General features: G+C 75.0%; 26 protein-coding genes. 8 read left to right on the forward strand and 18 right to left on the reverse strand.

The window, feature by feature from the left end:
- Positions 1 to 17 precede the first annotated feature (17 nt).
- From gvpO to PHK61_RS21470, 10 genes are all read right to left on the reverse strand, one after another.
- Positions 18 to 1,280: a gas vesicle protein GvpO gene (gene gvpO, locus PHK61_RS21425; RefSeq protein WP_274283049.1), complete on the reverse strand. Its 1,263-nt coding sequence runs from the start codon at positions 1,278 to 1,280 to the stop codon at positions 18 to 20.
- On the reverse strand, positions 1,277 to 1,510 hold the full coding sequence (locus PHK61_RS21430) for a gas vesicle protein GvpG (RefSeq protein WP_274283050.1): 234 nt from the start codon (positions 1,508 to 1,510) through the stop codon (positions 1,277 to 1,279). Before PHK61_RS21430 ends, gvpO begins: the two co-directional genes overlap by 4 nt.
- Before the next feature lie 10 nt (positions 1,511 to 1,520).
- Complete coding sequence (locus PHK61_RS21435; RefSeq protein ID WP_274283051.1) at positions 1,521 to 2,330, reverse strand: GvpL/GvpF family gas vesicle protein; 810 nt, start codon at positions 2,328 to 2,330, stop codon at positions 1,521 to 1,523.
- Between the two features lie 11 nt (positions 2,331 to 2,341).
- On the reverse strand, positions 2,342 to 2,722 hold the full coding sequence (gvpJ, locus tag PHK61_RS21440; protein ID WP_274283052.1) for a gas vesicle protein GvpJ: 381 nt from the start codon (positions 2,720 to 2,722) through the stop codon (positions 2,342 to 2,344).
- A 105-nt stretch (positions 2,723 to 2,827) separates the two neighbouring features.
- Positions 2,828 to 4,138 carry an SRPBCC family protein gene (locus tag PHK61_RS21445; protein WP_274283053.1) on the reverse strand — a complete coding sequence of 437 codons (1,311 nt, stop codon included), beginning with the start codon at positions 4,136 to 4,138 and terminating at the stop codon, positions 2,828 to 2,830.
- The gene (locus PHK61_RS21450; RefSeq protein WP_274283054.1) at positions 4,131 to 5,066 is read right to left on the reverse strand and encodes a hypothetical protein; all 936 of its coding nucleotides are present in this window, start codon (positions 5,064 to 5,066) and stop codon (positions 4,131 to 4,133) included. The genes PHK61_RS21445 and PHK61_RS21450 overlap by 8 nt, the downstream gene beginning before the upstream one ends.
- Positions 5,067 to 5,501: 435 nt before the next feature.
- Positions 5,502 to 6,227, reverse strand: coding sequence for a PadR family transcriptional regulator (locus PHK61_RS21455; protein WP_274283055.1), 726 nt, complete (start codon positions 6,225 to 6,227; stop codon positions 5,502 to 5,504).
- Positions 6,224 to 7,288 (reverse strand): ParA family protein, encoded by a 1,065-nt coding sequence (locus PHK61_RS21460; RefSeq protein WP_274283056.1) that lies wholly within the window; start codon positions 7,286 to 7,288, stop codon positions 6,224 to 6,226. Before PHK61_RS21460 ends, PHK61_RS21455 begins: the two co-directional genes overlap by 4 nt.
- Before the next feature lie 129 nt (positions 7,289 to 7,417).
- A complete protein-coding gene (gene nhaA / locus PHK61_RS21465) occupies positions 7,418 to 8,713 on the reverse strand; it encodes a Na+/H+ antiporter NhaA (RefSeq protein WP_274283057.1) in 1,296 nt (431 codons plus the stop codon).
- 83 nt (positions 8,714 to 8,796) lie between these two features.
- The gene (locus PHK61_RS21470; RefSeq protein ID WP_274283058.1) at positions 8,797 to 10,311 is read right to left on the reverse strand and encodes an alpha/beta hydrolase; all 1,515 of its coding nucleotides are present in this window, start codon (positions 10,309 to 10,311) and stop codon (positions 8,797 to 8,799) included.
- A gap of 181 nt (positions 10,312 to 10,492) precedes the next feature.
- On the opposite strand from PHK61_RS21470, the gene PHK61_RS21475 reads away from it, so the two are divergent.
- The 4 genes from PHK61_RS21475 (at position 10,493) to PHK61_RS21490 (ending at position 14,121) form a co-directional block, all read left to right on the forward strand.
- Positions 10,493 to 10,981: an ATP-binding protein gene (locus tag PHK61_RS21475; protein ID WP_274283059.1), complete on the forward strand. Its 489-nt coding sequence runs from the start codon at positions 10,493 to 10,495 to the stop codon at positions 10,979 to 10,981.
- An 18-nt stretch (positions 10,982 to 10,999) separates the two neighbouring features.
- Complete coding sequence (locus PHK61_RS21480; RefSeq protein ID WP_274283060.1) at positions 11,000 to 11,287, forward strand: PASTA domain-containing protein; 288 nt, start codon at positions 11,000 to 11,002, stop codon at positions 11,285 to 11,287.
- Positions 11,288 to 11,459: 172 nt separating this feature from the next.
- On the forward strand, positions 11,460 to 12,428 hold the full coding sequence (locus PHK61_RS21485; protein WP_274283061.1) for a TIGR03557 family F420-dependent LLM class oxidoreductase: 969 nt from the start codon (positions 11,460 to 11,462) through the stop codon (positions 12,426 to 12,428).
- A gap of 61 nt (positions 12,429 to 12,489) precedes the next feature.
- Positions 12,490 to 14,121, forward strand: coding sequence for a peptide chain release factor 3 (locus tag PHK61_RS21490; protein WP_274283062.1), 1,632 nt, complete (start codon positions 12,490 to 12,492; stop codon positions 14,119 to 14,121).
- 9 nt (positions 14,122 to 14,130) lie between these two features.
- On the opposite strand, the gene PHK61_RS21495 is transcribed toward PHK61_RS21490, so the two are convergent.
- Positions 14,131 to 14,508, reverse strand: a complete 378-nt coding sequence (locus tag PHK61_RS21495; RefSeq protein WP_274283063.1) for a hypothetical protein — start codon at positions 14,506 to 14,508, stop codon at positions 14,131 to 14,133.
- A gap of 119 nt (positions 14,509 to 14,627) precedes the next feature.
- Positions 14,628 to 15,095: a hypothetical protein gene (locus PHK61_RS21500; RefSeq protein WP_274283064.1), complete on the reverse strand. Its 468-nt coding sequence runs from the start codon at positions 15,093 to 15,095 to the stop codon at positions 14,628 to 14,630.
- Positions 15,096 to 15,420: 325 nt separating this feature from the next.
- Here PHK61_RS21500 and PHK61_RS21505 point away from each other — a divergent pair, with 325 nt between their 5' ends.
- The 3 genes from PHK61_RS21505 to PHK61_RS21515 are packed head-to-tail and all read left to right on the forward strand — an operon-like array spanning position 15,421 to position 18,214.
- Positions 15,421 to 16,557, forward strand: coding sequence for a protein kinase domain-containing protein (locus PHK61_RS21505; RefSeq protein ID WP_274283065.1), 1,137 nt, complete (start codon positions 15,421 to 15,423; stop codon positions 16,555 to 16,557).
- Entirely contained in the window at positions 16,557 to 17,783 is a 1,227-nt protein-coding gene (locus PHK61_RS21510; protein WP_274283075.1) for a PP2C family protein-serine/threonine phosphatase, read from the forward strand. Before PHK61_RS21505 ends, PHK61_RS21510 begins: the two co-directional genes overlap by 1 nt.
- On the forward strand, positions 17,780 to 18,214 hold the full coding sequence (locus PHK61_RS21515) for an FHA domain-containing protein (RefSeq protein ID WP_274283066.1): 435 nt from the start codon (positions 17,780 to 17,782) through the stop codon (positions 18,212 to 18,214). Before PHK61_RS21510 ends, PHK61_RS21515 begins: the two co-directional genes overlap by 4 nt.
- A 2-nt stretch (positions 18,215 to 18,216) precedes the next feature.
- On the opposite strand, the gene PHK61_RS21520 is transcribed toward PHK61_RS21515, so the two are convergent.
- The 4 genes from PHK61_RS21520 to PHK61_RS21535 all read right to left on the reverse strand — a co-directional run bounded on the left by PHK61_RS21520 (position 18,217) and on the right by PHK61_RS21535 (position 21,238).
- Complete coding sequence (locus PHK61_RS21520; RefSeq protein ID WP_274283067.1) at positions 18,217 to 18,666, reverse strand: GtrA family protein; 450 nt, start codon at positions 18,664 to 18,666, stop codon at positions 18,217 to 18,219.
- Complete coding sequence (locus PHK61_RS21525) at positions 18,666 to 19,718, reverse strand: decaprenyl-phosphate phosphoribosyltransferase (protein ID WP_274283068.1); 1,053 nt, start codon at positions 19,716 to 19,718, stop codon at positions 18,666 to 18,668. Before PHK61_RS21525 ends, PHK61_RS21520 begins: the two co-directional genes overlap by 1 nt.
- Positions 19,715 to 20,287, reverse strand: a complete 573-nt coding sequence (locus PHK61_RS21530; RefSeq protein WP_274283069.1) for a phosphatase PAP2 family protein — start codon at positions 20,285 to 20,287, stop codon at positions 19,715 to 19,717. The genes PHK61_RS21525 and PHK61_RS21530 overlap by 4 nt, the downstream gene beginning before the upstream one ends.
- Before the next feature lie 138 nt (positions 20,288 to 20,425).
- The gene (locus tag PHK61_RS21535; protein ID WP_274283070.1) at positions 20,426 to 21,238 is read right to left on the reverse strand and encodes an HAD family hydrolase; all 813 of its coding nucleotides are present in this window, start codon (positions 21,236 to 21,238) and stop codon (positions 20,426 to 20,428) included.
- Positions 21,239 to 21,280: 42 nt separating this feature from the next.
- Here PHK61_RS21535 and PHK61_RS21540 point away from each other — a divergent pair, with 42 nt between their 5' ends.
- Complete coding sequence (locus PHK61_RS21540; RefSeq protein ID WP_274283071.1) at positions 21,281 to 21,886, forward strand: endonuclease; 606 nt, start codon at positions 21,281 to 21,283, stop codon at positions 21,884 to 21,886.
- On the opposite strand, the gene PHK61_RS21545 is transcribed toward PHK61_RS21540, so the two are convergent.
- Both PHK61_RS21545 and PHK61_RS21550 read right to left on the reverse strand, forming a co-directional pair.
- A complete protein-coding gene (locus PHK61_RS21545) occupies positions 21,887 to 25,000 on the reverse strand; it encodes an arabinosyltransferase domain-containing protein (protein ID WP_274283072.1) in 3,114 nt (1,037 codons plus the stop codon). It lies immediately after the preceding gene.
- Positions 25,001 to 25,311: 311 nt separating this feature from the next.
- Positions 25,312 to 25,739: IS701 family transposase (locus PHK61_RS21550; protein ID WP_420791423.1), on the reverse strand; the 428-nt coding region annotated here is incomplete at its 5' end.

The raw sequence follows: 25,739 nt of genomic DNA on the forward strand, positions 1-25,739 counted from the left end.
CCCCGCGTCCCCCACCGTCACTCGTCGTCGCCGCGACCCCGCGTGTAGCGCTTGACTCGGTGGTAGCTGATGAGCTCGCCGTCGGCGTCCATCTCGGCCTCGTACGTCGCGAGGATGTCCGCAGTCTCGGGGATCTTGCGGCTCTCGACCACCTCGAGCCCCACGACGAAGCCGTCGTCCGTGCGGCGCACCGACGTGATCGTCTCGGTCTCCTTGCCGCTCATCTCCTGCACCTGCTCGGCGGCCCACCGAGCGATCTTGCGGGCGGGGATCTTCTTCGGCTCGGGCTCCGGTTCGGGCTCGGGCTCCGGTTCGGGCTCGGGCTCCGGTTCGGGTTCGGCCTCGTCGGCGAGGTCCTCGTCGTCCTCGATCTCGTCCTCGTCCTCGATCTCGTCGTCGGTCTCGTCGACGTCCTCCGCCTCGTCGAGGTCGTCCTCCTCGTCGTCGAGGTCGTCGGCGTCGTCGGCGTCCTCCGCCTCGTCGAGGTCGTCGGCGTCGTCGGTCTCGTCGAGGTCGTCCCCGTCGAGGTCGTCCTCGTCGAGGTCCTCCGGCTCGTCGAGGTCCTCGTCGAGGTCCTCGTCCACGTCCTCGGGCTGCTGCTCGGGCTCCGGGTCGGCCGGCTCCTCGCGGCGACGGCGGCGGCGCGGGCGTTCCTGCTCCGCCGCCGCGTCGTCCTCGGACCGTCGACGGCGCCGCGGGCGCTCCTCGTCCGGGGCGTCCTCCCCCGCAGGGCGGCGCCGGCGTCGGGGCCGCTCCCCGTCCGCCGGCTCGTCAGCGGCGGCCGCGCGACGTCGGCGCGGACGTCCCTGTTCCTCGCCGTCGCCCGGGGTGTCCTCGGGCGTCCGCCGACGCCGCGGCTTCTCCGGCGCGTCACCCTCGGAGTCCTCGCCCGCCGGTCGGCGCCGACGCCGCGGCTTCTCCGGCGCGTCACCGTCGGAGTCCTCGCCCGCCGGTCGGCGCCGGCGGCGCGGCTTCTCCTCCGTCGCAGACCCCGACCCGTTCTCGGCCGGCCGACGGCGGCGGCGCGGCTCGTCCTCCGCGCCGCCGTCCGCCGGCTTGCGCCGGCGGCGCGGTTTTTCCTCGGTCGCGGTCCCGTCCTGCTCGCCGTCCGCCGGCCTGCGGCGGCGACGCGGCCGTTCCTCGCCCCCGGCCTCCGGCGCCGCGCCGTTGCCGTTGGCGCGGCGACGGCGAGGCCGTTCCTGGTCGGTGAGCGGGGGGTCGGCCCGGTCGTCGTCCGTCGAGTCGTCGGCCGCCACCTCGCGGTCGGCGGAGCGCGTCACGCGCCACCCCCGCCCACGAGGCGCTGCAGGAGGACCTCCTGCTGCTCGTCACGATCGGCCTCGGTGATCTCGCCGCGCTCGAAGGCCGCGTCGAGCTCGTCGATCTGGGCACGGATGACCGCGGGGTCGTTCATCTGGTGGTCGACCTGGTCGGCGATCTTCTCGCCCACCCAGGCCACCCCGCGGACCGGCGCCAGGGGCAGGAGCAGCAGCTCGGTGAAGAAACCCACGTCTCCGCCCTCAGGCCTGAGCCTCGTCGGGGACCTCGAACTCCGGGAGGAAGTCGAATGCCGCGGTGGGACCGATGAGGCGCAGCTCCACCCGCCCGGACCACGCATCGCCGAGCTCGTCGACCGCCCGCTCGAAGTCGCTGCGGTGGTCGGTACGGACGAGGAAGGCGAGGTGCACGGCGCCGTTCTCGCCGCCCGCCTCCTTGACCTCCGTCGCGACCGCGAACTTCGACAGCGCGTCGACGCACGCCTGCGCGTCGTCGGCGCGGAGCTGGTCCATGGCCTTCGAGATCGCCTCGCCGAGCCGGATCCGGTCGTAGTAGCTGGCGTCCTCGTCGACCCCGGCGATCTTCTCGCGCATCCCCTGGATGCTCGGATCGGCCTCCAGGATGCGTGTGAGCACCGCGTCCTGGTCGTAGTCGCCGCGCAGGCGGAACTCGAGGTGGCCCTTGAGCTGCTCGAGCGCCCGGATGAAGTAGTCCTGGTGCGGGGCGAGCAGCTCCTCGGCGACGGCGTCGTCGTCGGTGACGACGGCCCCGAACCGCATCGGGAGCACGGGGGTCTCCTGGGCGATCGCGTTGAGCACCGCCTCGTGGGCCATGAGGTCCTTGCGCGTGCCCAGCGCGCGATCGGCCGCGACGTCGCTCACGACCGCGGCCAGCCTGCCCTCGGTGACGAGACCGAGCTGGTTGCCGTCCTCGCCGTAGGGGATCGGGTCGAGGCCGTCGGGGATGCGCACCCCGGCCGGCACGATGCCGTAGATGTAGGACGCCCGGGCGCTGCTCTGCGAGCCCTTCGTGGAGTCCTCGGTGGTGGTCACGCCGGCCTCCTTCACGCCTGCTCGCGACGGCTCTGGCGCTCGCCGCGCACTTCGTCCCACTTCTCCTTGCCGGCGTCGAGCACGCCCTTGGTCTTGCCCTTCGCACCGCCCTGGGTGGCGCCCTCGGTCATGCCGCCGACGACCTGGCCCAGATCCTTGCCGCCCTTGGCGTGCAGGTCCAGGCGGTTGGTCGCCTCGGCGAACCGCAGGTAGGTGTCGACGCTGGCCACCACGATGCGGGCGTCGATGGTGAGGATCTCGATCCCGACCAGCGACACCTTGACGAACGCATCGATGACCAGACCCTTGTCCAGGATCAGGTCGAGGACCTCGGCGAGCCCACCCTGCGGCTCCTTCTGCACGCCTCCGCCTTGCCGTTGGCTGACGGTCACCGTGCCCCCTCTCTACGACGACGGGGCCGGCGCCGGCGGGTGCCGGCGCCGGATTGCGGGTCGTGTGACGGTCGGCCCGGCTGTGTCCTCAACCGGGGGCCCGGATCAGGCCGGGGTGCGCTGGCGGCGGGAGCGGCGACGGGGACGCTCGTCCTCGTCGGCGGCGTCGGCCTCGTCGGCCTCGTCGGCCGGCTCGTCCTCGAGCTCGTCCTCCGCCTCGTCGAGGTCGTCCTCGGCCTCGAGGTCCTCGTCGAGCTCGCCCTCGGCGTCCTCGTCGACCAGCTCGTCGTCGTACTCGTCCTCGAGCTCGTCCTCGTCGACGTCCTCGTCCTCGGCCACGAGCTCGCCGTCCTCGAGCTCGTCCTCGTCGACGTCCTCGTCCTCGGCCACGAGCTCGCCGTCCTCGTCCTCGAGGTCCTCGTCGGCGGCCTCGTTCTCGTAGGAGTCCTCGTACTCGTCGCCCTCCTCCTCGGCGGCGCGCTGCTCCTCCTCGAGGGCCTCCTCGTGGGTCTTGACGACCTCGCTGTCACGGATCTCCCCGCGCCAGCCCTCGAGCTCCTCGCGGTTGATCAGCGTGTCCATCATGACGTGGCGGCAGAAGTGCTTGAACTCGAGACGCGCCCGGCGCCCGACCGCCCGCCACAGGTTCCCGGTCTTCTCGAAGAAGCCCTGCGGGTAGTACTCCATGATCAGGACGATGCGCGTCAGGTTCGGCGCGAGCTCACTGAACGTGACGATGCCGTCCGCGGAGCCCTTGGCGCCGGACGAGACCCACAGGATGTGGCTGTCGGGCACCTGCTCACGGATCGTGGTCTCCCACGAGCGACGCGACCAGAAGACCTTCGCGGTCCAGACGACCTTCTCGTCGGACTCCTGGTTGACCGTCTCGACCTTCTTCATGAAGCTCGGGAAATCGGCCATCTGGGTCCACTGGTCGTAGGCGACGCGCAGCGGCACCCCGACGTCCTGGACCTCGTAGATGTTCATGAACTTGAACTTGCCGCGACCGCTGGAGTTGCCACCCCCGCTGCCGCTGCCGCCCTCGTCGCTGTCGCTGTCGCTGTCGTCGCCGCCCATGCCGAGCGCTCCCATGGCCTTGTCCTTGACGGCCGAGAACCCGCCCTTGAGCGCGCCGGTCACGCCGCTGCCGCCCTGCAGCATCGACGAGCCCGCACCCAGCGCGGACTGCAGGCCCACGCTCGGGTTCTCGGCGACATCGGTGAGCTTGCTGGTGAGGCCCTCGACCTGGTCGAGGGCGGCACCGACGGCCCGGTCACCGGCCGCCTTGAGCAGGGCCGTCGCGGCCTGCTTGAGTCGATCCACCGGCAGCATGTCGGTGAGCGAACCGGAGGACGCGTCCGCGTCGGGCCGGTGCCCGTTCGTCGCGGCGCTCGAATCCGTGGCGGCCTCAGTCATCGCGCTTCGCCGTCCGTCGCGAGCCGGAGCCCGAGCCCGCCGTGGCGCGGCTGCGCGAGCTGCCGCCCTCGGAGGAGGACGAGGACGACCGGGACCGGCTCCCCGAGCTCTTGCGCGTCGAGCCGTTGCCCGAGCGCGGGGAGGACGACTCGCCGCCCTCCTCCGACGAGGTGCTGCGCCGGCGGCGCTCGCCGCCCGACGAGCTGCCCGAGGAACCGGACGACTTCGTCGAGCGCCGGCGGCCCGAGGAGCCCGAGCCCGAGGAGCTGGCGGCGCTCGCCGTCGCCGGCTCGCGCTCGGTGTCGTCGGTCTCGGCGGTGTCCTCGGCCTCGTCGACGTCCTCGACGTCCTCGACGTCCTCGTCCGCGGTCTCCTCCGCGACGTCGACGCCCTCGTCGCCCGACTCCTCCTCGGCGGCCTTGCGCCGCTTGCGGCCGGAGAGACCACGCGTCGTCTTGCCCACCGCACTGCCGGCACCGCCCACGGCACCGCCGACGGCGCCGCCCGCGGTCGAGGCCACGTCACCGACAGCGCCACCGGCCTGGCCCACGGCGTCGCCGGCCGCACCGGCCGTCTCGCCGACGGCCTGCCCGGCCGCACCCGCCGCCTCGGTGGCGGGCTTGCCGAGGTTCTCGACGCGGTTGACGAGGTTGTCGGTCAGCGCCTCCATGCGCGAGCTGGCGACCGCCAGCGCCGCGTCCTTGCCGGCCTCGAGCAGACGGCCGCGCACCGCGCTGTCGAGCTTCTGGAGCTCCGGCGAGGCCTGGACGAGCTTGGACACCATGCCGAGCAGCGCCGCCGGATCCGTGGAGATTTTCTTGCCCGCGAGCGCACCACCCAGCATGATGGCGAGCTTCATTTTCTTCGTACGGCCCAACAGATAGCCGCCGATGACCGCGAGGGCCAATTTCAGGCCGGTTCCGGGCACCGTGCACCTCCGAACGGATTTGGTCTCACCTGTTGCGGTGGACCACAGCCCGCCGCCATCGAGCCGGACATTACATCGCGCCGTTCTCGAAAGCGCTAGACCGGGAAGATCAAATTTCTGGTGGGCCGTTCGCCCCAGTTGTCGATCACCGGAGCACGAAGGGCGGTCACGCATTCGGCGGTCACACCGACGGCCAAAACCTCCCGGCCGTTCTTCGGCACGAAGTTCGACCCAACGCCAGAACGTCCTGGGCTGAACGCGTGATGTCCGTACACCCCGCAGTCGCACGACGACGGAGCGAGATGCCTGACGCGACACCACGGACCCGTGCCCCGCTCCGTCGCACGGTGCTCTCGACCCCGCCGGCGGAGGGCACCAGACATCGCCGGACCGGCGCAACCGGCCGACCGGCTGATGCCGGACAGTGCTCAGGTCTCAGGCGTCCCCGGGCGTGTCGTCGGAGGCGACCACGACGGCGTCGACGGCGCGCCGCATCGCCCGCCAGGCGCGCACCCGGGCGCGGGCGATACGCGTGCCCAGAATGGTGAGCCGATAACGCCGACGGTCGGTGTCCACGCGCTCGACGAGCCCGTGCCGCGCGAGGTGGTGCAACGTGCGCTGCACCGTGGTCGGGGGTGGCGCCAGACCGCCCGCGCTGTCGTCACGCAGCCGTGCCGCGAGCTCGCGCCCGTCGGCCGGACCGCGGCGCAGGGACGCGAGGACGACCAGCTCGACGTGCTCCCGCGACGCCATCCGCACCGAGCCCCACCGCCGGTTGGCGACGCCCGTGGCCGGCGTCGCCCGGGAGCCGCCGGCGTCGCGGCGCCGGGTCCGCGGGGCGGGCCCGGGGCCCGGGGCATCCGCGGGCTCGGCCGTCTCGGCCGTCTCGGCCGTCTCGGGGGTCTCCGGGGCGTCCGTCGCCGACGACGCCGGGTCCTCGGCGGGGGCCTCGGCCGGGATCTCGGCGGGGCCCTCGTCCCGGGCCTCCTCGACCGCGTCGTCGGCCTCGCCCGCGACCTCCTCCTCGGCGACCTGCTCGGTGCCGCGCCGGGCGCGCGGCGGCAGGATCCCGCGCAGGCTCGACGTCGCGGGACGCCCGAACGCGCTGCTGAGGTCGTCGCGGTCGGAGTGGTCGGCGGCGAAGCTGGGCTCGGCGGTCACGGGGTGGCCTCCTGCTCGGGGCGGGCGTCGAGGCGCGCGGACGGCGTCGTGGATTCCTCGGTGGCGCGCAGCAGCGTGAGCAGCTCGACGCCGAGGTCGCGGTAGTCACCCGCGACGCTCGCGGCGGTCGGTGACAGGCGCCGCGCGCTCCCGCCACCCTCACGCAGGGACGCCCACCACGCCGGTTGGGCCGCCACCTCCTGCTCGAGCTCGTGCGCGAGCCTGCCCAGCCGGCGGGCGTCCTGGGCGGTGCGCTCCGCGTGCCGGATCGAGGTCGTGAACAGGGGCGAGTGCCCGCCGAAGGCCTCCTCGACGGCCTCGCGGACCTCGGCGTGCACGACCCGGGACCGCGAGCCGGTCGCGAAGAGCACGGCACCGAGCAGCCCGAGGTCGGGGTTGAGCTCGCGCGCCAGCGCGAAGCGCTCGCCGACCAGCCGCATCCCGACCAGCCCGCCGCCGTCCGACTTGGTGGGCATGAGCACCCAGCGGGCCGCGGCGAGCGCGAGGTCGGTGAGGATCGTCGTCTCGGGCGGGCAGTCGATGAAGACGAGGTCGTAGTCGCCGGCCACGGGGGCCAGGACCTCGGCGAGGGCCAGGAACGCCTCCCGTCCCTGCTCCTGCACGCGCGAGACCATGAGCGGCACGAGGTCCACCAGCCGCGCCCCGCCCGCCACGATGTCGAGCCCGGGGCGGACGCCCTCGACCGGCCGCAACGGCGTGCCGGCGACCACCGACACGAGCAGGCCGGCGCCGCGGTCGTCGGCGGGCCCGTCCCGGAACCCGAGGTCGTCGGCGAGGTTGGCCTGGCGGTTGAGGTCGACGAGCAGGCACCGGTACCCGGCGGCGGCGAACTGGCCGGCGAGGTTGGCGACGAGCGACGTCTTCCCGACGCCGCCCTTGTCGTTGACCATCGCGATGGTCCGGGTGAGCGCCTCGCGGTCGATGCCCGCGGGAGGCTCCTCAGGAGCGAGGGGAGCCACCGGCTCGACCGGACGGACGGCGCGCGGCGTCCGACGTCGGCCGGTGGCGCTGCGGGCGGCGCGGCCCGCCGGTCCGGTCATGCGGCGAGGGTGCGTCCCGGTTCCCGCCCCGGCAAGGCCGACACCCGCCACGCCACCCGCTTGGCTCTGCACGGCGGCAAGGACCCGCCGCCATCGGCCCAGCGCGTTGCGATGGACGGCGCGCCGGCGTCACCGGCCGTCGTCGAGTTCCTCCTCCTCGTACACGTCGGGCACGTCGTCGTGGTCACGGTCGATGCGCTCGAGCTCGTGGATCCGCCGGTACGTCCGGTTGCGGTAGCGCAGCACCACGGTGGCGAGGAGGGCGGCGAGCAGCGACGCCGTCAGCACGCCGATCTTCACGTGGTCGTCGGCCGCGGATCCGGTGCCGAACGCCAGCTCGCCGATGAGCAGGGAGACGGTGAAACCGATGCCCGCGAGGAGGGAGAGGCCGAAGACGTCGGACCAGGCCAGGTCCTCGGAGAGCTCCGCGCGGGTGATCCGCTGGACCAGCCAGGTCGCGCCCGTGATGCCGACGACCTTGCCGACGACGAGCCCGGCGACGATCCCGAGGGTGATCGGGTCCGCGAAGGCCGCGGACAGCCCGCCGCCGACGACGGTCACGCCGGAGGCGAAGAACGCGAAGACCGGCACGGCGACCCCGGCGGACAGGGGCCGCCAGCGGTGCTCGAAGTGCTCGGCGAGCCCCGGCCCGGGGCCTTCCCGGCGGCGGATGACGGGCACCGCGAAGCCCATCAGCACGCCCGCCACGGTGGCGTGCACCCCCGACTCGTGCACGAGCGCCCACGTCAGGAACGCGAGCGGCAGCAGCAGCCACCAGGAGCGGACCCGTCGCTGCACGAGCAGCGTGAACGCCGCGAGCGGGAGCAGCGCGAGCAGCAGCGGCACGATCTCGAGCGAGTCGGTGTAGAAGAACGCGATGATCGTGATGGCGAGCAGGTCGTCGACCACGGCCAGCGTGAGCAGGAAGGTGCGCAGGGCGTCGGGCAGGCTCGAGCCGATCAGCGCGAGCACCGAGAGCGCGAACGCGATGTCCGTCGCCGTCGGGATCGCCCAGCCCGCGAGCCCCTCCCCGCCGAGGTTGATCGCGGCGTAGATGATCGCCGGCGCGATCATCCCGCCGACCGCGGCCGCGACCGGCAGGAGCGCCCGCGACGGGCTGCGCAGGTCGCCCGCCACGAACTCGCGCTTGAGCTCCAGGCCCGCGACGAAGAAGAAGATCGCCAGCAGGCCGTCGGCGGCCCACGTCGCGAGGCTGAGGTCGAGGTGCAGCGCGGCGGGACCGACACGCAGCTCGGCGAGCGCGGTGTAGGCGTCCCGCCAGGGCGAGTTGGCCCAGAGCAGGGCCACGCCGGCCCCGACGAGCAGCAGCACCCCGCCGACCGTCTCGCGCCGCAGGATGTCGCCGATCCGGCGGGTCTCGGCCCACGAGCGGCGGGCGAAGAGGCGGGGCGTCGACCGGGTCACCGAGGATCCTCCGGCGGGCAGGCGTCAAGGACTGCCGACCAGCCTTCCCGGCGCACCGGCGTCGACCCTACGGCACCTCGCGCTCAGCAGGTCGTGCTCGGCGGCGGGAGGGTCGTGTCGAGCAGGTACCGGTTCACGGCGTCGTCGACGCACGGGACGCCGTTGGTGTACACGGTGTGGCCGTCGCCCCGGTAGCTCAGGAGCACCGACCCCGGCAGGCGCCCGGCCAGCGCGACGCTGTTCTGGTACGGGGTGGCCGGGTCGTTCGTGGTGCCCAGGATGAGCATCGGCGGGCCGGTGTAGCCCTCGAGCGGCGTCAGCGGCTGCTGCGGGGCGGGCCAGTCGGCGCAGGTCAGGCCGCTGACGAGCACGTTGCCCGAGAAGTGCGGGGCGCGCAGCTCGGTGGCGCGGGCGGCCGCGAGCACCTGGGCGTCGTCGGTGGGCCAGGCGTTGTCCAGGCAGGTCACCGCGTTGTAGGTGTCGGAGTTGCTGCCCCGGAAGTAGGCGGTCGCGAGCGCGCGCATCGGCGTGCCGTCGCCCCGGTCCGCCGCGGCGAGGGCCGAGGCGAGCTGCGGCCAGCTCTGCTTGCTGTAGAGCGGGTAGACGACGCCGATCTCGAGCAGCCCGGCCGAGAGCGGGGTGGTGCCCGCGACCGGGAGCGGGGCCGCGGTGACCCGGGCGCGCACCCGGTCCAGGGTCCCGATCGGGTCGGCGCGCACCGGGCACCTCGCGTCGGCGCGGCAGGCGGCGTCGAACTGCCGCAACGAGTTCTCGAAGCTCTCGGCCTGCGCGGAGTCCAGGCCCGGCTTGCTCACGTCGACCACGCCGTCGAGCACGATCGCGCGCAGGCGGTCCGGGAAGAGCTGGGCGTAGGTCTGGCCGATCGACGTCCCGTAGGAGAACCCGAGGTAGTTGATGCGGTCCTCGCCCAGCGCCTCGCGGATGCGGTCCATGTCTCGGGCGACGTTGCGGGTGCCGAGGTGGGGCAGCAGGTCGCGGTAGCGCTGGCCGCACGCCGCGTCGTACCGGTCGACGGCGTCGTTCGTGGCCGCCTCGTCGGCCGGGTCGCCCGGGTCGGGGTCGCCGAAGTAGGGGGTGTCGGGCCCGAGCGGGCACTGCAGACCGGTGCTGTCGCCGACGCCGCGCGGGTCGAAGCCGATGACGTCGAAGCGGTCGGTGATCTCGGGGGGCAGCACGCCGGCCTGGACGGTCTCGATCCCCGACCCACCGGGTCCACCGGGGTTGAGGAGCAGCACGCCGACCCTGGCGGCCGGGTTCGTCGCCGGGCGCCGGGCGATGGCGATCGGCATCGTCGGCCCGGTGGGGTTCGCGTAGTCGAGCGGCACGGCCACCGACGCGCACTCCAGCCCTCCGTGGCACGGGGCGAACCGCGCCCCGCCGTCCGGGCCCGGGGGCGGCGGCGTCGCGGCGGCCGACGGGGTCGTCGACGACATCGGGATCGGCGGCACCCCCGGCTCGGGGCCGCGCGCGCAGCCGGCGAGGGCCAGCGCAGCGACGGCCACCACCAGCGCGCCCCGCGCCCGCCGGCGGAGGCGGCCGGGTACGGCCGCGCCGGACCGGGCGTGCGGTTGCGCCATGTGCCACTCCTGCCGTCCCCGGGGCGCCCGGTTGCGCCGGGCGGCCCATCATGCCCGCCCGCCCGACCGAGCCGCGGGCGGCTCCGGAGGACGCGATCTCACGCCCCGCTCACGCCGCGTGGGCGGCGGATCCCCCTCACGGCCGTGGTTAGACCGGGCGGCGCGCGTCGACCCTCGGGACATGACCGGCAGGGCGGGCACCGAGGCGCGCAGCGTGGTGCACGAGGTCGCGCACGACGTGGTGCGCGCCGCGGACCTGCGGGCGCTGCGGACCGGCCTCGTGGACTGGGTGCGCGCCATGGCGGAGGGCGCCGGGGCCACCACGCGGGAGCACGCTGAGGACACGGCGGCGCACGGGACGGCGCTGACCGAGCGCCTCGAGGACGTCGCGACAGCCTTCTACGAGGCGCTGACCAACGTCGTCGACCACGCCTACCCCGAGGGCGCCGGCCCCGTCCGGGTGACCGCCCGGCTCGCCGTCACGGGCGCGCCCGGGCAGCCGTGGCTGCAGATCGAGATCTCCGACCGCGGCGGCTGGCGTCCGCCCCCCGCCGACCCGGGGCACCGCGGACGCGGTCTGCTGCTGCTCTCCGGGCTCACCGACGGCCACGACCTGCAGCACGAGACCGAGGGCACCCGGGTGCGCCTGTGGTGGCACCGGCCACCGTGAGCTGGCTACCGTCCCTACATGAGGACACCCGAGCTGGTGCTCGTGCCCGCGCTGGTGGGGCTGCCTGCGGCGCAGGCCCACGAGGTCGCGATGACCGCGCGGGTGGTGGCCGTCGACCCGGACCCGGACACGCCGCCCACGGTCGAGGGCACGGTGACCGCGCAGCAGCCCGAGCCGGGCACGCGCGTGCCGGCCGGTGAGGCCGTGACGATCTGGGTGGAGCCCGACTCGGGCGGGGGCGGTGGTGGCGGCAACATGCCGCGCATCGAGCCCGACAAGCCGCTCGACGGCGCCGGGGCCAACTGAGCGTCGCCACGACGGTGAAGGCCCGCGGGACGGCGGGTCGGGGGTCCGCCGCCCCGCGGGGCCACCCGGACTGTCGTCGCCCGCGGCGGGTGCGTTACGCCGCTCCCGCGTGGGATCCGTCGACGATCGGGAACACCCGCCGGACCGTCGCCGCGACCCGGAGGTATCCGCTGTGAAGATCGGTTACAAGCTGATCGCCGAGGCCTACTCGCCCACCGAGATGGTGCGCCAGTGCGTGCGCGCCGAGGAGGCGGGCTTCGACTTCGTCGAGATCTCCGACCACTACCACCCGTGGGTCTCCGAGCAGCAGCACTCGGGGTTCGCGTGGTCGATGCTCGCCGCGATGGCGGCGAGGACCGAGCGCATCGAGCTGGCCACCGGCGTGACCTGCCCGTTCATCCGCTACCACCCGGCGATCATCGCCCAGGCCGCCGCGACCACCCAGCTGCTCGCCGACGGCCGCTTCACGCTCGGCGTCGGCTCCGGGGAGCGCCTCAGCGAGCACGTGGTGGGGCGCGGCTGGCCGAGCGTCAGCGTGCGGCACCAGATGTTCCGCGAGTCGCTGGAGATCATCCGGCTGCTGTGGCAGGGCGGGTACCAGAGCTACGAGGGCAAGCACCTCACGCTCGAGGACGCGCAGGTGTTCGACCTGCCCGAGACCCTGCCGAAGATCATCGTCGCCACCGGGGGGCCGCAGGCCTCGACGCTCGCCGCCGAGCTCGGCGACGGCATCTTCACCACCGAGCCCCGCTCCGACCTCGTGCAGCCCTTCACCGACGCCGGCGGCACCGGGCCGCGGTACACCGAGGTCCCGCTGGCCTTCGGCGCCACCGAGGACGAGGCCGCCGAGGAGGCCCGCCGGCTGTTCCGGTTCGGGCTCACCGGGTGGAAGGTCCAGGCCGAGCTGCCCAACCCCGTCAACTTCGACGCGGCGACGGCCACCATCACCGCCGACCACATGCGCGAGGCCTTCGCCTGCGGGCCGGACACCGACAAGCAGCTGTCGGTGGCCCAGCAGTTCGTCGACGGCGGCTACGACCACCTCGCGCTCATCAACGCCGGCACCGACGTCGACGGGTTCTTCGACCACTTCGCCAAGGAGCTCGCCGAGCCGCTCCGGGCGCTGCGCCCCTCGTCCTGACCGCCGCCGTACCCTCGGTACGGGCCGTCCACCGTGGGCGGCCCGCGAGGGAGGAACAGCGATGACCGCGGTGTCGGCCCCGTCCACCGGCGAGGCAACGGCCGAGGACCCCGGGACCCAGGCACGCCGCCGGCGCACCTTCGCGGTCATCAGCCACCCCGACGCGGGCAAGTCCACGCTCACCGAGGCGCTGGCCCTGCACGCCGAGGTCATCTCGGCGGCGGGCGCGGTGCACGGCAAGGGCGGGCGCAAGGGCGTCACGTCCGACTGGATGGACATGGAGCGCGAGCGGGGCATCTCGGTGACCTCCGCGGTGCTCCAGTTCGCCTACCGCGACCAGGTCATCAACCTGCTCGACACCCCCGGTCACGGCGACTTCTCCGAGGACACCTACCGCGTGCTCGCCGCCGTCGACGCCGCGGTGATGCTGCTCGACGCCGCCAAGGGCCTCGAGCCGCAGACCCTCAAGCTCTTCGACGTCTGCCGCGACCGGGGCGTCCCGGTGCTGACGTTCGTCAACAAGTGGGACCGGCCGGGCCGCGAGCCGCTCGAGCTGGTCGACGAGGTCGAGCAGACGATCGGCCTGCGCCCGATGCCGATCACCTGGCCGGTCGGGATCGCCGGTGACCTGCGCGGCCTGGTCGAGCGCGCCGACGGCACGATGCACCGCTTCACCCGCGCCGCGCACGGCGCCTCGAAGGCCACGTCCGAGGTGCTCGACGCCGACCGCGCCGCCGCCGAGGAGGGCCCGGACTGGGAGCGGGCGACCGAGGAGCTCGCGCTGCTCGACGAGATCGGCGCGGGCTTCGACAGCCCGGAAGCCCTGGCCGCGTTCCAGGCCGGCACCGCGACCCCGGTGATGTTCGGGTCGGCGCTGTCGAACATCGGCGTGGCCCGCCTGCTCGACGCGCTGGTCGAGCTCGCCCCGCCGCCCGGGCCGCGCCCCGACCAGAAGGGCGAGCCCCGCCCGATCGAGGCCCCGTTCTCGGGGCTGGTGTTCAAGGTGCAGGCCTCGATGGACAGGTCGCATCGCGACCGCGTCGCGTTCGTGCGCATCTGCTCGGGGCGCTTCGAGCGCGGCATGGTGCTCACCCACGACGCCACCGGGCGCCCGTTCGCCACCAAGTACGCCCAGGCGATGTTCGGGCGCGACCGCTCGACGATCGAGGAGGCCTTCCCCGGCGACATCGTCGGGCTCGTCAACGCGACCGCGCTGCGGCCCGGCGACACGCTGTGGGCCGACGAGCCGGTCACCTTCCCGACCATCCCGAGCTTCGCCCCGGAGCACTTCGCGGTGTGCCGGGTGGCGGACATGTCGAAGACCAAGCAGTTCCGCAAGGGCATCGAGCAGCTCGACTCCGAGGGCGTCATCCAGGTGCTGTCGTCGGACCTGCGCGGTGACCAGGCGCCGGTGCTGGCCGCGGTCGGGCCGCTGCAGTTCGAGGTGGTCTCGGCCCGTCTCGCCGACGAGTTCGGCGCGCCGGTCAAGCTCGACCGGCTCGACTACCAGCTCGCCCGCGCCACCGACGCGGCCGGCGCCGAGGCGCTCAAGGGGGCCGTGGGCATCGAGGTGCTCACGCGCCGCCTCGACGGCCAGATGCTCGCGCTGTTCCCGCACAAGTGGCGCCTCCAGGCCGTCGCCCAGAACAACCCCGACCTGCTGCTCGCGCCGCTGGTGGCCGACACGCTGTAGGCGGGGCGCTCAGGCGGGCAGGCGGCGCGGGGGCAGGGCCTCGTTGATCGTCTGGCTCGTCGCCTCGGGGTCGGCGACCTCGACGACGATCCGGTGGTACGGGTCGCCGCGCAGGTAGATCGCGAGCAGGCGCTCCGCCCCCCGCACCATCCACAGCTGGCGGCGCTCCCCCACGCCGTACGAGCCCGCGCGCAGCACGCGCGGCACGCTCACGCCGGGGAGGTGGACGCGGGGGCTCGCCGTCACCGCGTCACGCCGGGCCATGGGACGGGCCAGGAGCACGCGGCTCAGCGGCAGGTAGACCCCGCGGCGGCATGCCCAGACCCGGTCGGTGCCGGTGAAGCGCACGACGACGCCGTCCGCGGTGACGCGGATCTGGACCGCCATGTCTCACCTGCCTCGTGCGGACGGGCCGAGCACCGCGGACGGCGCAGGACGGGATCGGCCGCCGGACGCCCGCCGTGCCACCGGACGACGGCACGACCTGGTCCGGGGCACAGCCGGACTCAGGAGAGGCGGTCGTTCTTCGCCGCGGCCTCCTCGTAGGCGCGCTCGGTGGCGCGCTGGGCGTCGGCGAAGCCCTTCTCCACGGCCTCGGTGCCGTCGGTGTGCGCCTCGCGCACGGCCTGCTCGGCGTCGCGGGCGGCCTGCGCCAGCGCGCGCTCGGCCTCCGCGGCCGCGTCGGCGACGGAGCCCGCGTCCGTGGTGGACGCCGTGCCCGACGGGCCGCTCGCCGCGACGGGCGCGGTCGTGTCGGATCCGAGGTCGCTCGGCGTGGCGGCGGGCGTCCCGGCGCCCGGGGCGGGCATGCTGCCCCGGTCGCCGCGGGTGCCGAGGTCGCCGACGTCCTCGCCCTCGGAACGGCGGTGCTGAGCGGACCGGTCCCCGGTCAACTCGTCGGACCCCACGCTGGACGCGGTGGTGGAACCCAGGGGGGACCCGACGGGACGGTCGGCATCGTCGGCTGCGCTCACGGCACGACCTCCGGACTCTCGCACGGACGGCCGCGCGCCGAGCCTGCTCGAGGCGCGGCACCCAACCCCCCGATCGGCTTCGGTGCCGCGACAGCATGGCAGGCCACGACCCGATCGGCCCGGCCACCCTCCTCGGGGGCGCCCGCAGAAACCGTGATCGACCTGCGCCTGAGCTGAGCGGGTGTCTCCTACCACCCGGACGGGGGAGTGCCCTCCGGACGCTGATGATCGACGCCCGACGGCGGAGAGCGGCGGCCCGTGCCGCGATGACACGATGGCTCGACGACGGAGCGGTAGAGCACCACACCGGACGCGGGGGGACGACGTGGATCGACCCGGCCCGGGGACCAGCGGTCCCCCGGTCCCCGAGCAGGCGCGGTTCTGCGCGCGCTGCGACGGGCCCGTGGGTCGGGGCCGCTCGGGGCGCCCGGGACCGGAGCGCGGCACGTGCCCGTGGTGCGGCGCGCCGTACGACGTGCGCCCGGACCTGGCGGTGGGCGCCGAGCTCGCCGGGCGCGCCGACCGCTACCGGGTGCACGCCCCGCTGGTCCGCGGGGCGCGGGGCTGGTCGTACACCGCGACGCGCGCCGGTGACGGCGCCCTGGTCGTGCTGGGGCGCCTCGAGGGTCCCGACGGGCCGGCCGCCGGCGCGCTGGCCGTGGAGGAGACCGAGGTCCTGCTCGCCCTCGACGTGCCCGGCCTCGTGCGCGCCCGCGACGTCGTGCGCGCCGAGGGGCGCGACGGTGCCGTGCGGCTGCTCGTGCTCGACCACGTGCCCGGCGAGGTGCTCTCCGCCTCGCGGCCGATCCCGCCCGCCGACGCGCTGGACGCCGTCCTCGGCGCCGTGCCCGCGCTCGCCGCGCTGCACCGCCACGGCCTGCTGCACGCCGACCTCAACCCGAGCAACCTGCTGCGCGGGCCCCGCGGGATCACGGTGCTCGACCTGGGCAGCGTGCGGCGTGTCGAGGACCGCCACAGCGACGTCTGGGCCACCACCGGCTTCGTCGCCCCCGAGATCCACCCCGGCGGGGCCGGCCCGTCGGTCGCCTCCGAGGTCTTCGCGCTCGGGCGCACGCTCGCCGTGCTCCTCGCCGACTTCGACCACCTGCGCAACCACGCCCTGCGCCTGCCCGACCCGGCCGGCGTCCCCGTCCTGCGCGACGACCCGGACCTCGTGGCGCTGCTCGCCCGGGCCACCGATCCCGACCCCGCCCGCCGGCACCGCAGCGTGGAGGCGTTCGCCGCGGAGGCGCGGCGGGTGCGGGCGCGCTACACGACAGACGCCGAGGGCACGGCCGACGGCCACCCCGACGGCTACACCGCCCGACCGGGCGACTCCGGCGTGGGGGTCGGCGCCGCCGTGGCCGCGCACCCGGACAATGAGCCCACCCGACGCGGCGGGGGCCGTCCGGTCGGCGCCGCCCGCGACCCCCGTGACGCCCGAGGAGCACCGATCCCGTGATGGAGATGGCCGGGACCGGCGGCGGGCCGCTGGTCGAGCGCACCGATCTGCGCGCCGAGCTCGCCGACGGCACCCCGCCGCCGTGCCCGCAGTGCGGCGACGAGTCGCCCGCGGCCTCCGACGGCACGTGCCCCCGCTGCGGGACGCCGCGCCCGGCGCTGCGCGACCACGTCGAGCTGGTCCTCGGTGACGCGGCCGCGATCACCGACCGGGGCCTGCGCCGGCGCCGCAACGAGGACGCCGTCGAGCTCGGGCGCCGCGTGGAGGGCAGCGGCGAGGACCGGGTCGAGACGTGGGTGGCCGTGGTCTGCGACGGCGTGGCGTCCGCGCGCCGGGGCGACGAGGCCTCGCTGGTCGCCGTCGGTGCCGCCGTCGGGGCCGCGCTGGAGACCGCCGCCGCGCCCGCCACGCCGCCGACCGGCTTCCCGGCGATCTCGCACCGCGACACGGGGCCGATGTCCACCGGGTCCGGCGAGCCGCACGACGACGCCACCGCCGAGGCCCCGAGCACCGGCGGCCGCGCCGGCACCGGGGTCTCCGGCGAGCTCGACGCCCTGGCCACCGCGGCCTCGGCCGCCGCGGCGACCGCGGCCGCCGACCTCGGGCTCGGCGGGGGCGACAACCCCGCCTGCACCTACGTCGCGGCCGTCGTGCGCGGCGGCGAGGCCGTCGTCTCGTGGATCGGTGACAGCCGGGCCTACTGGCTCGCCGGCGACGGGTCGTCGCGGCTGCTGTCCACCGACGACTCGTGGGCCGAGGAGATCGCGGGAGCCGGGATCATGTCCCGCGAGGAGGCGGCCCGCGACCGCCGGGCCCACGTCCTGACCCGCTGGCTCGGCCGCGACGCCCCGAGCGGCCCCGCGCACGCCCGCCGGGTGCGCATCGGGGTGCCCGGCCTGCTGCTGCTGTGCAGCGACGGGCTCTGGAACCACCTGCCCGACCCCGAGGTCCTCGCCCGCCTCGCCCGGCCCGCGCTGGGCGGGACCGCGGCCGCGGAGAACGTCGCGGAGGAGGGGGTGCCGGACCACCCGGCGCTCGCGGCGGCCGCCGCGCTGCTCGCCGCCGCGCTGGACGACGGCGGCCACGACAACGCGACGCTCGCGCTGATCCCCGTCGCCCCGCCCGCGGGCGCCGTCGGCCGCCCCTCGGTGACCGTCGACGCGCGCGGCCCCGACGAGCGCACCGGTCCCATCCCGCTCGACGGGGAGGGGGTGGTCGACCGGTGACCGACGAGCCCCCGGCCGGTGCCCCGGCCGGCACGTGGGTCGTGACCGTGTGGGCCGACCCCGACTACCACGACCTCGTCCGCGCCCGGCAGGGCACGGACGACGCCACGGCCCCCGGTGAGTTCCCCGCCGACGTCGTCCCGCGCGAGCTGACGCTCACCGCGGAGGAGACGCGGATCGGTCGCGGCGGTGGTGCCGCCGACGCCCCGGAGATCGACCTCGGCGGGCGCGACCCGGGCGTCTCGAAGCTGCACGCCGTGCTGATGGCGCTGCCGCGCGACCGGTGGGTGGTCATCGACGCGGGCTCGACCAACGGCACGACCCTGAACTACGCCGAGGACCCCCTGACCCCGGACACCCCGGTGGCGCTGCGCTCCGGCGACCGGATCCACGTCGGCGCGTGGACGACGCTGACCGTCGAGCGCCGCTGAGGTCAGCGTCCGCCGAGCGGGATCGGCCCGGTCGGGGTGTCCCAGGACACGACCGGCGCGTTCGGGGCGATCAGCGCGCGGGTGATCACGAACCGCGCGGCCAGGAAGCTCACCGGCAGCGCCAGCGCCGCGGCCAGCAGCGGGGCGAGGCGCTCGTCGACGCCGAGGTGCACCAGGCCCACGACGCCGACCGTCGTGGCCAGGATGTTGACCGCCTGCGAGGCGGGGTAGAGCAGGAACCGCGTCCACGTCGGGCGCACGCGGAACGTGAAGCGGCAGTTCAGGAAGAACGACACGACCATCGCCGCGCCCAGCCCGACCACGTGCGCGACGAGGTAGCCGGCGTGCGGGTGCGCCAGCAGGTAGGTGCCGTAGTAGGTGGCCGCGTTGGCGAGCCCGACCAGGCCGTAGCGCACGAGTCCGGAGAGGAGCTCGCGCGCCCGCCGGGTCATCAGCCGGCCACGGCCGTGTAGACCGCGAGGCCCATCAGCACGACCCACACCAGGCCGAGCACCTGCAGCACGCGGTCGCCGAGCACGATCTCCTCGGGCTCCCCGCCGTTGCCGCCGTCGACGTCGACCGCGTAGCGCAGGACCGCGACGACGAAGGGGACGACCGAGACGATCGCCCAGGTGGACGGCGCCGAGGGCAGCCGGCCGGGCACCGCGGTGACGCCTATGCCGAACGCCCACAGCCCGTAGGCCATGATCACGATGGTGGCCGAGAGCGACCAGACGAAGCGCAGGTAGGACGCCGAGTAGCGCTCCAGCGACTTGCGGATCTTGGCGCCGGTGCGCTCGGAGAGCCGCATCTCGGCGTAGCGCTTGCCCGAGGCCATGAACAGCGAGCCGAACGCCATCGTCAGCAGGAACCAGGGCGAGAGGTACAGCCCGGCCGCGGCGCCACCGGCGATCGCGCGCATGAGGAAGCCCGACGAGACGATGCAGATGTCGATCACGGGCTCGTGCTTGAGCCACAGGCAGTAGGCCAGCTGCACCACGATGTAGATGCCGGTGACCAGCGCGAGGTCCGGGTCGGCGACGAGGCTGACCGCGATCGCCCCCGCGAACAGCACGATGGCGGTGACCACCGCGAGCGTCGGCGGCACGATGCCGGCCGCGATCGGGCGGTGGCGCTTCTTCGGGTGCGCGCGGTCCGCCTCGACGTCCTTGGTGTCGTTGACCAGGTAGACACCGGACGCGGCGAGCGAGAACGCGACGAAGGCGAGCGCGACGTCGGGCAGCACCGTGAGGTCGAGCAGCCGGCCGGCCGCGAACGGCGCGGCGAGCACGAGGACGTTCTTGACCCACTGGCGCGGGCGCATGGCCTTGAGCAGGCCGAGCGGCACCGCGACCGGGCGGGGCCGGTCCTTGGCGACGGGCGCGGGCTCCGGGGTGTCGGTGGCGGCGGCCGTGTCGACCGTCTCCGACGTGCTCCCCGTGCCGTTCGTGTCCGGCTTGCCCTGCTGCTCGCGGGCGGGGCTGGGCGGCGTGACGGGTGTCATGCGGTCCTCCAGCGGCCGATCGAGCCCCGGCGCACGAGGCGTCGCGCGCCGAGGGCGCACGCCGCACCGAGCACCGAGCCCGCCAGCACGTCGGTCGGGTAGTGGACGCCCAGCACGAGGCGCGAGAGCGCCATGCCGGGCACGAGGACGCCCGCGCCGCCGACCCCGGGGCCGCCGACGAGCCCGGCGTAGAGCAGGGCGGCGGCGGTGGTGGACGAGGCGTGCGAGGACGGGAAGCTCAGACGGCTCGGGGTGCCGACGTGGACGGCCACCCGCGGGTCGTGCGGACGGCGGCGGCGCACCACGCGCTTGACGGCGATCGAGGCGCCGTGGGCGGCGACGACACCGCCGACCGCGGTGGCCCACTGGCGCCGGCGCGGAGCGTCGAGGGCGGCGCCGAGCGCGCCGAGGGCGATCCAGCCGGCGGCGTGCTCACCGAAGAACGACATCGCCCGGGCCGCGCCGACGACCGGCGGCGTGCCGATGCGGCGCTGGACGGTCCGCAGGACCGCGACCTCGCCCCGGGCCGGGCCGACCACGACGTCGGGTCCCTCGGCACGATCGAGCACGTGGTCGTCCCTCCTGCGGCGAGTGTGTCGTGATCGGGCTCCGGCACGGGATGCTACGCGGGCCTTGACAACGACCCCCGCAGTGGTCCATCGCGCCACGCGGGAGAAAGGTTCGACGGATCTCCCCGGGTCGGGAGGTCAGAACCATCTCTCCAGCACGGACGCGACACCGTCGTCGAGGTTGCTCGCGGTGACCTCGTCCGCGACGTGGAGCACATCCGGGTGGGCGTTGGCGACCGCGACCCCGTGGCCGGCCCAGCGCAGCATGGCGAGGTCGTTGGGCATGTCACCGAACGCGACGACCTCGCCGGCGCCCACCCCGTGGTGGGCCGCCGCCCGCTCGAGGCCGTGCGCCTTGTGGACCCCGCGGGGCGAGCACTCGAGCAGCCCGCCACCCGCCGAGTACGTGACGTCGACGAGGTGCCCGACCGCCCGCACCGCCGCCTGCGCCATGTCCGCGCTGGTCCGGCTGGGGTGGCGCGCCAGCACCTTGATCACCGGCTCGCCCAGCAGGTCGCCCGGCGCGACGTGACGGTGGTCGGGCACCGGCCAGGCGTGCACGTACTCGGGCTCGGAGACGAACTGGTCCTCGCGGCGGTCGAAGGCCCCGGCGCCGACCCGCTCGACCGCGACCCCGCAGCCCGGCACCGCCTCGCGCAGCCCCTCGACCACCTCGGCGAGGGCGTCCACGGCGAGCGTCTCCGCCGCGAGCACCCGGTCGGTGGCGGCGTCGTAGAGCACCGCGCCGTTGGCGGCGACGGTCAGCGGGTGCACGCCGAGCGCCTCGCACACCCGCGGCACCCAGCGCGGCGGGCGGCCGGTGGCGAGCACGAGGGGCACCCCGGCGTCGACCATCCGCCGGACCACCGCGCGCGTGCGCGGCGAGGGTTCCGGCCCGTCGCCGAGGAGCGTCCCGTCGACGTCGGTGGCGACCAGGCGTGGGCTCTGCACACCTCGAGGGTATGACCAGGTGCGCCGGGTAACCGTGGGGTGATGACCACCATCGACGAGCTGCTCGAGCAGTCCGGCCGGACCTTCGCCGACGAGGCCGGCATCACGATGAAGGACGAGCCGGCGCCGCTGTACCGCCTGCTCGTGCTCAGCGTCCTGCTGTCCGGCCGCGTCCAGGCGCAGCTCGGCACGCGCGCCTGCCGCGAGCTCGTCGACTCGGGGTTCGGCAGCCCCGGGACGATGCGCGACGCGCAGCGCTCCGCGGTCCACGACGCGCTCGAGCGGGCTAGGTTCCTCAGCAAGGACCAGACCACCGACGCGCTGCAGCAGGGCGCCGCGCTCGTCGCCGACCGCTGGGACGGGGACCTCCGGAGGATGCGCGAGGAGGCCGACGGCGACCTGGAGACCCTGCGCGGATACCTCACCGAGGTCCCGCGCCTCGGCCCGGTCGGCGCGTCCATCTTCGTCCGCGAGGTGCAGGCCGTCTGGCCCGAGTACCGGCCCCACCTCGACGAGAAGGCCCTGGCCGCCGCCGAGGCCCTCGGTCTGCCCCGGGACGCGGAGAAGCTCGCCGAGCAGGTCGCCGGCGACGACCTCGCCCGCCTCGCCGCCGCGCTCGTGCGCACCGAGGTCCGCGCGGAGAGCTAGCTACCCGACCGCACCCTGGTACTGCACGCCCACGTACTCCTCGCGGGCGAGCGTCGGGCCGCGCTCCCACCCGGACTTCGTGCGCTCGGTCGTCGTGAGCCCGAAGCGGCCGGTCGGGAGGTCGCGGACGACGAGATCGACCCGGCCCCACGGCTTCGCACGCTCGCGGCCCGGCGCGACCGCGGTCGCGAGGCGGACGTAGGTGGCGCCGACGGTGTCGAAGCGCCACACCCCGCCGCGGAACTTGCTGTCCTGGAGCCCGTAGTACGCCGAGGTCAGGTCCTCGTCGGCGTGGATGCGGACCGTCGAGGGCGGGGCGATGCCGTCGTGCGAGGCGACCTGGTCGACGCAGGGCCAGAGCACCGCCGACATCTGGTCGACGAGGACGGGCTCGCCCCCGAGCAGCGGCGCGATCGGCTCCGGCTCCGCGAGGAAGGGTTGGGCGACGGCGAGCCGGTCGGTCCCGCGCGCCCCGGTGCTGTCGACGACGACGCGGACGAACGTCGGGTCGCCGGGCGCGTCGAGCAGCGACACGGGCCGCTGCTGCCAGGTCCGCTCGTCGGCCTGCGGGAGGTAGTCGATCGAGGTCCGCCCCAGCACGCGCGGGTTCTCCGGTGCGCCGTCGCCGAACTCGACCGACACCTGCTCGTCGGGCGGCCCGGACTCGAGCATCGGCACGACGACGTCGGTGGCGCCCGAGCCGGGGGGCACCGGGTACCAGCCGGTGACGACCGTGCCGCGTCCGCTGGAGTCGTCGGTGGTGTCGTGCCAGACCCGGCCCAGGCCGGGGACCGGTTGCGGCACCGGGGCCGCGGTGTCGTCGACGAAGTCCCCGGTGGTCACCGCCGGAGTGACGGGCGCGCCGAGCGGTGTCGGGGTCGGGCGCAGGACGCTGACGTTGTCCTCGAGCCCGCAGCCCGCGCGCACGACGTCCTTGGCGTTGCCGAGCGCCACCGTCCAGCCCGGGTACTGACGCAGCGGCGCGAGGACCATCACCGCGATCAGGCCGACGACGACGCTCCCGCACGCGACCGCGAGCAGCGCGCGGTCGGGCTTCGGGCGCGGCAGGTCGCGCTGCGGCCAGCGCCGCAGCGACCACGCCGCCCACGCCGAGGCGAGCAGCGCGACCCCGACCCAGACGAGCGGGTTGCGCAGGAAGACCGGCCCCAGGTGCGGCGCGAGCAGGTTCTGGCTCAGCGGCGTGGGATAGGGGTCGGCGTGGTCGCCGAAGAACTGGCCGCGGTCGGTGTAGGGCCGCCACAGGTTCCACCCGGCGTAGCTCACCGACGTCGCGATCACGAGCACCGCGACCCCGCCCACCGTGGCGAGCGAGCGGTCGTACCGGGGCATCGGGCCGCGCAGCAGCGCGAGCGCGATGAGCACGGTGCCCGAGGCGGCGATCACCGGGAAGTGCAGCACCCACTTCGTGGGACTGGCCGCGACGAGGACGAAGGCGAGCGCGGTGGTCGCCGCGGCGTGCAGCAGCACGCGGCGCAGCGCGTCGTCCTCCGGCCCGCTGCGCCCGCTGCCCGCCGCCACCAGCAGCGTCACCGCGAGGGTGATCAGGATCGGGGCCCGCTGCCCCCACGGTGTGCGGCCCGGCCCGAGCAGGGTCTGGTAGTGGACGAGCTCGTCGTACCAGGGGACGGTGTCGTAGTAGTACGCGTGGACCGCCGACGCCTCGAGGACGTCGCCCAGCGACGCGTCGGCGAACGCGAACGGCACGGCGATCGACGAGGCCGCGGCGAGCACCAGCACCAGGGCGAGCTGCTGGCGCCGCGGGGCGGCCATCATGTGCGGCCAGGCGCGCGGGATCTCCACCAGCAGCGGGGCCACCGCCACCAGACCCGTCGGCGAGCAGGCCAGCGCGAGCGCCCCCGCGACCACCGCGCCGACGTAGAGCACGGGGGTGCCGCGGTCGCGGGCGACCTCGACCAGCAGGATCACCACGACCGAGAGCAGCACGATCAGCGGCTCGGGGCGCAGCGTGAGCCCGAACGGCAGCCACCACAGCAGGTGGGCGAGCAGCAGGGCCCAGGGCACCCAGGCGCGCCGGACGTTGGTGCGCCGGGAGATCAGCACGAAGAACGCCCGCAGCAGCGCCCAGGTCAGCAGGCCGTACAGCAGCGGCAGGCAGCGCTGCCAGACCAGTCCGAAGCCCCCGATGGCCCCCCAGGCCTGCATCGCGTACTGCGAGACCACGAAGGGGTTCTCGGTGACGTTGAACATGTAGACGGCGTTGCCGACGTACCCCGCCTCGCCGGCGTCGCGCGCCATGAGCGGGTACCAGCTGTCGTCGAAGTTCATCGGGGCGACGAGCACCCAGCCCGCCGAGATCGCGACCACCAGGCCGTCCGCCCACGACAGGTGGCGGCGCAGGCGCGCCGGCCACGTCCGCGGGGAGACCACGCCCCGGACCCCGCGCCAGCGACCCTGGCGGTAGACGAGCACGAGCAGCACCGCGAGGGCGGCGAGGTGCGCGACGAGCAGGGTCGTCTTCAGCGCGCCGGGGGTGGAGGCGTAGCGGTCGTCGGTGCGCACCGTCGCCGCGAGGCCCGCGGAGGCCGGCGTGCCGTCGGTGCTCGTCGAGAGCTGGGCCATGATCGGCGGCAGGACGTCGGTGCAGTCGCCGCACGCGAGCGGCAGCGGGACCCCGCCCTGGCCCACGCGCAGGCCCGCCTCGTCGACGGTGATCGCGAGCCCGCAGTCGCCGGCCGGGATCGGCCCCGCGGCCACGGTCCGTCCCGACACCGTCAGGCTCGCGGCCGCGCCCGTGGAGGTCAGCACCAGGCCGCCGCCGCGCGGGTCGCCCGGCAGCGTGCGCAGGACGTCGCCGCCGGCCCGCAGCGCGGCGCACGGCACGGTGGCCGAGAAGCCGAGCGGGCGGGGCGGGTTGAGCGCGAGCTGCGTCGAGACCGGCGTGCCCGCGGCCGCCGCCGGGTCGGGCCAGGTGACCGTCGTGTCCTGCGCGGTCACCGGGGCCAGCGGCACCGCGATCCCGAGCAGGATCGTGAGCATCGCCCACACCACGACCGCGCGGGCGCCCAGGCGCGGCGCCCGGTCGGGCTCCTCACCGCGGGGCGAGGTCTGGTCGGCGTGCACCAGCGTCGTCACCGGTCGCCTCGCGGGCGAGCGGTGCCGGGGAGGGCTGACCGGGGAGTACGCACCGAGGAGAAGGGTAGGTCGTGGAGACCCCGTCACGGGGTCGGGGTGGCGGCGTGTCCGGTCCCCCTACCCGGTAGGGCGCCCCTAGTACTACAGCCGGATTTTGAGGTGGCTGGTGCGGGTTGCGTGGTGGCAGTGGCGGGCGCGGGCTTGGTGGCGTCGGCGCCAGTATGACCAGTTCAGGACGGTCTCGACGGCGTGAACGGGGGCCCAGATCAGGGCGTTGAGCAGGCGCCTGATCTCGGCCAGCGACAGCGGGATCAGCTCGCCGATCGAGGCTGGGAGGGTCCAGGGCCCCCTTTTTCCCGAGACCGGGTGCCGGCTCGGGTAATGGTCAGGAAGGCGTGCGCGAGCATCGCCAAGGTGATGTGCCGATACCAGCCCGGGTAGCGCCGGACCTGGTAATGATCGAGCCCGACCTCGTTCTTCGCGGTCTGGAAGGTCTCCTCGATCGCCCACCGAACCCCCGCGATTCGGGCGAGCTCGCGCAGCGGGGTCTTCGCCGGCGCGGCGGCGAGGTAGTAGGCCAGGTCGGTGGGGTCGGTCAGGCTGCGCCGGGTGAGCAGCCAGTGCTCGGGCTCGCCGCGCTCGGCGGGCAGGGGCCGGACCCGGGCGCGGGCCCACTGGTAGGTCCGCGGGCCTTTCGCTCCGGCGCCGACGGTGATCGTGGTCCAGCACCGAGCGTCCA

The sequence above is a fragment of the Actinomycetospora lutea genome, assembly GCF_028737205.1.
GTDB lineage: Bacteria > Actinomycetota > Actinomycetes > Mycobacteriales > Pseudonocardiaceae > Actinomycetospora > Actinomycetospora lutea.